This window comes from Ruegeria sp. YKSD179 (genome assembly GCF_059612885.1).
The window spans coordinates 1-7,357 of record NZ_JBXWRL010000019.1 but is presented as its reverse complement, the minus strand read 5'-3'; the positions used below and the strand labels follow the sequence as shown (position 1 = coordinate 7,357).

General features: G+C 51.7%; 7 protein-coding genes. 3 read left to right on the top strand and 4 right to left on the bottom strand.

The features are described from left to right. Nucleotides 1–60: 60 nt before the first annotated feature. Complete coding sequence (locus AC2FNE_RS11630; protein WP_496805432.1) at nucleotides 61–1,170, bottom strand: YjgN family protein; 1,110 nt, start codon at nucleotides 1,168–1,170, stop codon at nucleotides 61–63. 117 nt (nucleotides 1,171–1,287) lie between these two features. Next, a complete protein-coding gene (locus AC2FNE_RS11625; protein WP_170606471.1) occupies nucleotides 1,288–2,511 on the bottom strand; it encodes an argininosuccinate synthase in 1,224 nt (407 codons plus the stop codon). Between the two features lie 444 nt (nucleotides 2,512–2,955). On the opposite strand from AC2FNE_RS11625, the gene ilvA reads away from it, so the two are divergent. After that, the gene (ilvA, locus tag AC2FNE_RS11620) at nucleotides 2,956–4,182 is read left to right on the top strand and encodes a threonine ammonia-lyase IlvA (RefSeq protein WP_170606469.1); all 1,227 of its coding nucleotides are present in this window, start codon (nucleotides 2,956–2,958) and stop codon (nucleotides 4,180–4,182) included. 1 nt (nucleotide 4,183) lies between these two features. Here the strand turns inward: ilvA and AC2FNE_RS11615 are convergent, their stop codons facing one another. Then, nucleotides 4,184–4,513: an Hpt domain-containing protein gene (locus tag AC2FNE_RS11615; protein WP_170606467.1), complete on the bottom strand. Its 330-nt coding sequence runs from the start codon at nucleotides 4,511–4,513 to the stop codon at nucleotides 4,184–4,186. Between the two features lie 143 nt (nucleotides 4,514–4,656). On the opposite strand from AC2FNE_RS11615, the gene AC2FNE_RS11610 reads away from it, so the two are divergent. After that, nucleotides 4,657–5,934, top strand: coding sequence for a PP2C family protein-serine/threonine phosphatase (locus AC2FNE_RS11610; RefSeq protein ID WP_496805431.1), 1,278 nt, complete (start codon nucleotides 4,657–4,659; stop codon nucleotides 5,932–5,934). On the opposite strand, the gene AC2FNE_RS11605 is transcribed toward AC2FNE_RS11610, so the two are convergent. After that, complete coding sequence (locus AC2FNE_RS11605; RefSeq protein WP_170606463.1) at nucleotides 5,931–6,374, bottom strand: NUDIX hydrolase; 444 nt, start codon at nucleotides 6,372–6,374, stop codon at nucleotides 5,931–5,933. The genes AC2FNE_RS11610 and AC2FNE_RS11605 overlap by 4 nt on opposite strands. Nucleotides 6,375–6,450: 76 nt before the next feature. On the opposite strand from AC2FNE_RS11605, the gene hslO reads away from it, so the two are divergent. Then, on the top strand, nucleotides 6,451–7,357 hold a 907-nt coding region (gene hslO / locus AC2FNE_RS11600; protein WP_496805430.1), incomplete at its 3' end, for an Hsp33 family molecular chaperone HslO.

The following is a 7,357-nucleotide window of genomic DNA, read 5'->3' as shown; positions in this document are numbered from 1 at the left end:
GGCGGATAGGCGCGCCCGGTGACGGATGTACCAATGTTTTGGGCGTCATGTACCATGCGTTTAGACCGCGAATCCGATATCGAATCCTTCGATATCACCGTAGGCGTCGCCAATTGCACTAACGTTTGCGGTAATTTCGCCAACGAATTCATCCAGCGGCCCGCCTGGGACAAATGTGGTGTGGCTGGCCAAGTACGACGCGCGGCGGACATGCGCCCACGGCAGCATCAGACCCAGCGACAGCACCACGACGACAAAGTTTGACATGTCAATCCAAAGCAAACTTAGAGCAGAAATATCCGAATAGAACCGGTGGTTTTCACCAAGAATAGTGTAATTGTAGACTGTGTTGCGCAACATGGCTTGGTAGATGGCCACGGCGGGAATGATGCCAAAAGGCACAATTCCGATAGTCAAAATGGTTATGATTTGGAACGTGCCGCCGACAAAAAACGGCAGTTGCGTGTCAGCAGCGACGCTGTCCATTTGGGCGGCAATTATTGTCAGTGCGGCGACGAAAATTTGGAGAATGACTATCAAGGTTATAACGGTTACCAATACCCAGGCAAAAGCTGCCAGCATCGCCGTATAGAACGGTTTTATCGGGCTATCAAAATATAGTGGTGTTTGCCCGAATTTGTGCCCATTCACGTGAAACCGTTGAACCGATCGTGCCACAAAGGGCCACGTTGTAAACCACGTCAATATGGCGATGATCGGGTAAAGGTAGTAATTCAAAGCGGCGGATCCGGTTGTACCATTAAAGGCGAACCGAACGTTGAACCAGCTGGTCATATGGGCATTGAAGCGTAATGACTTGACCAACAAGTATGGGATCAACATCAAAAGCGTCAGCGACAAAACTATGTTCAAAAACGGAATAATTGACAGCAGAGCAGAGGCGATAACTAAAACAAGAATTATCAGCCTTGCTATCAAAATCTGCTTTCCAGTGGCGTGATAATCAAAGTTGCGCCCTGCGACATAGGTATTCTGGTAAAAGTACTTTTTGGTTCGAACCTTGGCCCAAGCGCTGTAGATGCCCAAAGTCAGAATTGACAAAAGCAGGTTAACAATCCAAATCCCAAAAAATTCTTTCGCTGTTCCCCGAAATTCGAAATCAGCAGAAAGGTTATATTCCCCGTCCGTGTGCATAAGATCATCAATCATGCTGCCAAAAAGAAAGGGCCAACCCGCGGCGGAGTCGGCCCCTTTTTGAAATAAATCAAACGGACATTTGTTAGGCAAAGTTGTGTTCAGTAACAGAAAATCAACTTTTGCGTGTTATTATTTTAGACGCTTATCCCGCGCAGCAAGCAACTTGAGGCGCAGTGCGTTCAATTGAATGAACCCTGCAGCATCTTTTTGATCATAGGCCCCAGCATCTTCCTCAAACGTCACGTGCGCCTCGGAATACAAAGAGTGGTCTGACCAGCGACCCACGGTCGAGGCCAATCCCTTGTAAAGCTTAACGCGAACGGTCCCAGTGACATGCTCTTGGGACTTGTCTATCGCAGCCTGCAACATCTCGCGTTCTGGGCTGTACCAAAAACCATTATAGATCAGTTCGGCATATTGCGGCATCAGCTGATCTTTCAGATGCATCGCCCCTCGGTCCATGGTTATCGACTCGATGCCACGGTGCGCTTCCAGCAGGACAGTACCGCCCGGGGTTTCGTAGATACCGCGTGATTTCATACCTACAAAACGTCCTTCGACCAGATCTAAACGACCAATCCCATGCTTACCGCCATATTCATTCAGCTTTGTCAGGATCGTTGCGGGGCTCATCGCTTCGCCGTTGATACTTACGGCATCGCCTTTTTCAAAGCCGATCTCGATGTATTCTGGCTCGTTTGGGGCATCCTCGGGGTGGACGGTGCGCTGGTATACATAGTCTGGGGCCATATCGGCAGGGTCTTCCAGAACTTTACCCTCGGAAGACGTATGTAACAGGTTAGCGTCGACTGAAAACGGTGCTTCACCGCGTTTGTCCTTGGCAATAGGTATCTGATTGGCTTCAGCGAATTCCAGCAATTTTGTACGGCTTGTAAGGTCCCACTCCCGCCATGGAGCGATAACTTTGATGTCTGGGTTCAGCGCATAGGCAGCCAGCTCAAATCGGACCTGATCATTGCCTTTACCAGTCGCGCCATGGGCAACAGCATCCGCACCGGTCGCCTCCGCAATTTCTACAAGGCGTTTTGAGATCAGCGGCCGGGCGATCGAGGTGCCCAAAAGGTAAAGGCCTTCGTATTGCGCGTTGGCGCGGAACATCGGGAAGACAAAATCGCGAACGAACTCTTCGCGAATGTCCTCGATATAGATATTTTCAGGTTTGATACCCAGCAGCTCGGCCTTTTTGCGGGCAGGCTCTAGTTCCTCGCCCTGACCCAGATCAGCAGTGAAGGTCACAACCTCACAGCCATACTCGGTCTGCAGCCATTTCAGGATGATCGAGGTATCGAGGCCACCGGAATAGGCCAGAACAACTTTCTTGGGCGCGGACATCTGACTTCCCTTTATGCGTAGAACGATTGGCCCCTAGCGGGTTTTGAACGTGGGGGCAAGTTGCGTGGATTGACGCACTACAGGATTTGAAATGTTGGATGGATAGATTTGCGAGCAAACCGGGCAAATTCAGGGCCGAAAAGTCACGTGTCAAAGGAACTTGTAAGAGAAGATGCCAAGCAATTCAGTCCAGCTGGAGTCTTAACCTGTCGGCTCAGAAAGAACTATTAGGGCCGATCTAAAGGCGATAATTTGTCAGATTTTAAAAAGCCGGTACCCAGGAATCTGGGTCGGTATAGTGCCGTCTTGGTTATGTTCAATGCGAATTCTTGTATTTCGGCAAGCTGAGGCTGTCCAAGTCGTCGAAATGAGCAGGTCCCACCGAGCATCCGTACACATATGTATTCCTTGCCCTTTCTACAGTGATACGGCAGTGAACCGGTTATGAGTGATTTTTTGACCCGCGCCCGAGCTGCTGAACAGGCGATGCGATCTGTTTTCCCCGCTACCCCACTGCAGAGGAACGCGCACCTGTCAGACCGTTATGGTGCAGAAATCTGGTTGAAACGCGAGGACCTAAGCCCGGTGCGGTCCTACAAGATTCGAGGTGCGTACAACGCGATGCGCAAGCGGCCGGAACAGGACCTTTTCGTTTGCGCAAGCGCAGGGAACCACGCGCAAGGCGTGGCTTATATGTGCAAACACTTAGGTTTGAGAGGCGTAATTTTCATGCCCGTCACAACACCGCAGCAAAAAATCCAGAAGACCCGGATTTTTGGCGGCGATAACGTCGAAATTCATCTGATTGGAGACTACTTTGATGACACGTTGGCCGCCGCGAAATCATGGTGCACCAAGCAAGGCGGATATTTTCTATCGCCTTTTGACGATGACGACGTGATTGAAGGCCAGGCCTCTTTGGCGGTCGAAATCGAAACCCAATTGAGTGATACGCCGGATCATATAATATTGCCGGTCGGCGGCGGTGGTATGTCCGCCGGTGTTGCGACGTGGTTTGGAGAAAGCACCCACTGCCTGTTCGTAGAACCTTCTGGTGGGGCCTGTTTGCGCGCTGCGCTCGCTGCTGGCCACCCAGTTTCGCTGGATCATATCGACACATTCGTTGATGGCGCTGCTGTAGGAAGGATTGGTGCGAAACCGTTTGAGTTACTGAAGTCGCGTCACTTATCGGATGTTCTTGTTCTTTCCGAGGATCGAATTTGCACGACAATGATCGAGATGCTGAATGTTGAAGGCATCGTTCTGGAGCCTGCGGGAGCTCTCGCAATAGAAGCGATTGGCGACGTCCAAAGTTTCGTTCGGGGCAAAACCGTGGTTTGCGTCACTTCGGGAGGAAACTTTGACTTTGAGCGTTTGCCCGAAGTCAAGGAGCGTGCGCAACGCTATCTGGGCGTCAAAAAGTACTTTATTCTTCGGCTACCGCAGCGTCCGGGTGCCCTAAAAGAATTTCTTGGCGTTTTAGGTCCCGATGATGATATCGCCCGGTTTGAATACATGAAAAAGTCTGCGCGCAATTTCGGTTCGGTTCTAATCGGGATCGAAACGCGTAAGCCTGAAAACTTCGTCCGCCTTCTAGCACATTTGGATGACGCTGGATTCACCTACACCGACATTACCGAGGACGAAACGCTGGCACAGTTCGTGATCTAAGTCAGCGCAGGTGCCTCTTTCGTTCTGTGTCAAACTCTGTTTTCGAGGCATAAAACGCCGCGACAATCTCTGCAACGTGCGCGTCCATTTCATTACCCGCGGCGGCGCGCCTTTCTCCGTCCTGGCATAATTTGGAAACCTGATCAAAGCCCAAACTCGAAGCACTACCTTTTAAAAAGTGCAAATTCTGTTCAATTTGCCCGCGTTCCGTTTCTTGTTGCAGACGTAAAATTACGCCCTGCACCTCCCGTAGAAAAATCCGTAGAATCGCCTCGAATTCATCACTGCCCACTTCGTCCCACAACTGCTTGACTCTGGGCCAATTTATCATGGCCTGCCCCCACCTTTACCTCGAGTGTCCGACGATATTCAGTTCCGGGTAAACACCCCGTTAAGGGCGGCAAGATCGGGGTTTCACCAGATATTAAGTGCCCAGCTCATAAGCTGAAGGAGAAAAAGACCAGCAGGGAAAACATGGTGCCGGGAATCAGACAATCCGAGGTCAGAGTAGAGCCGGATTTTGGCGCGATTCGGAAGGTACTGATCGTCGACGACAGCCGCCTGCAGCGTCGAATTCTGGCGGCTTCTCTCAAGAAATGGGGATTCGAAGTACTCGAAGCTGAGAATGGCGAGCAAGCAATTGCCATCTGCAGGTTGGAGCAGCCTGATTTGGTCCTCAGCGATTGGGTAATGCCCGGTATGGGCGGACTTGAATTTTGCAAAGCTTTCCGGGAATTGGAAAGCAGGCATTATAGCTATTTCATATTGTTGACAGCCAAAAGCGAAAAACAGGAAGTTGCGCGCGGATTGGATACTGGTGCGGACGATTTCCTGATCAAGCCGCTGGAGGCTGACGAGTTGCGCGCTCGCATTGCCGCTGGGGCCCGCATACTTCTTATGCAGCGCGAACTTTCAGAGAAGAACCAGCTGATTGAAGCCGCGCTGGAAGAGTTGCGGCTGGCTCATGACGCGATCGACAAGGATTTGATGCAGGCGCGCAAAATTCAAGAATCTCTGGTGCCAGAGTTAAAGGCGTCATTTGGCGCATCCAAGGTCAGTTTGTTGCTGAAGCCATGCGGCCATATAGGTGGAGATCTTGTTGGGATGTTTTCGCCAGGAGCTAACCGGCTTGGGTTCTACAGCATCGACGTTTCAGGACATGGTATAACCTCGGCGATGATGACAGCGCGTCTGGGGGGATATCTTTCAAGCAAACACTTCGATCAAAACGTCGCGATGGAACAGCGCTTCAATAGTTTTTACGCTTTGCTGCCACCAGAGGAGGTGGCAAAGGTATTGAACTCACGATTGATGGCTGACACAGGAATTGAAGAAAATTTCACCATGGCATATGCCACTGTCGACCTGAGGAACGGGCACCTCAAGATGGTACAGGCCGGACACCCTCACCCACTTCTTTTGAGGCGTGATGGCAGCACCGAGTTTTTAGGCGACGGTGGTCTGCCGATTGGTTTGCTGCCAGACGCGCCATTTCAACAGACTGACGTCTTTCTGGAACCGGGCGACAGGTTGCTTTTGTATTCTGACGGATTTACTGAATGCCGTCTGCTGAATGGAAGTTTGTTGGACGAAACCGGGTTGCAAAGAATGGCCCTTGAATGCGCAGCAACCTTGGCAGAGGGGTCAGAGTTTTTAGATGATTTGTTCTGGCAGTTGACCCAAGCCATGTCGCCCAAGGGCGGAATGGATGATGATGTTTCGGCGGTCTTCTTTGAATACAATGGTCCCTAAAGATCACGAAGCAGCAGCGACGCAAAATGCCGATCTCCGGCGTTTCCCAATAAATGGGCAGCATCCGCAGTTCGCATCCACAAAGCCTCATGGAAGGGTTCTGTTGGAAGGCCTTTGCATCGGACCGGACGGGCGCAGTAAATCAGGCATATTTTTTCGGCCCAAAGATCGTATTCAGGCATAAAGACAAAGCGGCGAAATGCGCCGACACGGCGTGGTGCAGCGATTGACCAACCGGTTTCTTCGAACACTTCACGATGTAAAGCGGCGACTGGAGACTCGCCCGGGTCAATTCCACCGCCTGGCAGTTGCAAATCCGGATCAGGTTGCCTTTGGCAGGTCAGCAAAAGGCGATCTCCTTGCGGCAAAAGTGAATACACTCCAATCCGGCGGGTATATTTTCGGCCCCGTTCGGGGCTTTCGCCAAACCGCCTGATCATGTATGGCCCCTTTCAACCGAGTCCGTTCAACCTATATGGTGGCGGTATGCCAACCCTTGGCGTGTAAGGAAACCCCATGTCTCTTGGAACGAAAATCGCGTGGGACGATACCGTCCTACCCTTTCAACTTGATGTATCAGATATGCGTGGCCGTGTGGCGCGCTTGGATGGCGTACTAGACGGTATCCTTAAGCAGCACGAGTACCCAGATACCGTCGAGGCTCTGGTAGCCGAAATGGCCTTGTTGACCGCGTTAATCGGCCAGACCGTATCTCTGCGCTGGAAACTGTCGCTTCAGGTTCAGTCCAAAGGCGCAGTGCGAATGATAGCGACTGATTATTATGCGCCTCAGGAAGAAGGGCAACCTGCGCAGATCAGAGCCTATGCCAGTTTTGACAGGGATCGCTTGACCGACAATGCGCCGCTCGATCAGGTCGGTGAAGGTTACTTTGCGATCATGATTGACCAAGGCGAAGGTACGCAGCCCTACCAAGGAATTACGCCGCTTGCCGGAGGGTCGCTGAGCACGTGTGCGGAGGCGTATTTTGCGCAGTCCGAACAATTACCGACAAGGTTTTCACTAAGCTTTGGCAAATCGACGGAGCCGAAAGTTGGAGAACATTGGCGTGCGGGTGGAATCATGTTGCAACACATGCCTAAGGCGTCACCATTTGCTGCCTCGGAGGACGGTAACGGAGAGATTCTGACCGCTTCTGACCTGGTTGACGGAGAAGAGGGAGAAAACTGGGAACGCGTCAACATCCTTTTGGATACAGTTGACGACCTGGAGCTAATCGGACCATCCGTGGCGCCCACAGATTTGTTGGTTCGGCTTTTCCACGAAGAACAGCCGCGCGTCTATGACGCGCAGGCGGTGCAGTTTGGGTGCACCTGTTCCGAGGACCGCGTCCGGCAAAGCCTTTCAATTTACTCCGCTCAGGACATTGAGAAGATGACGACGGAAGACGGCAGTGTAACGGCGG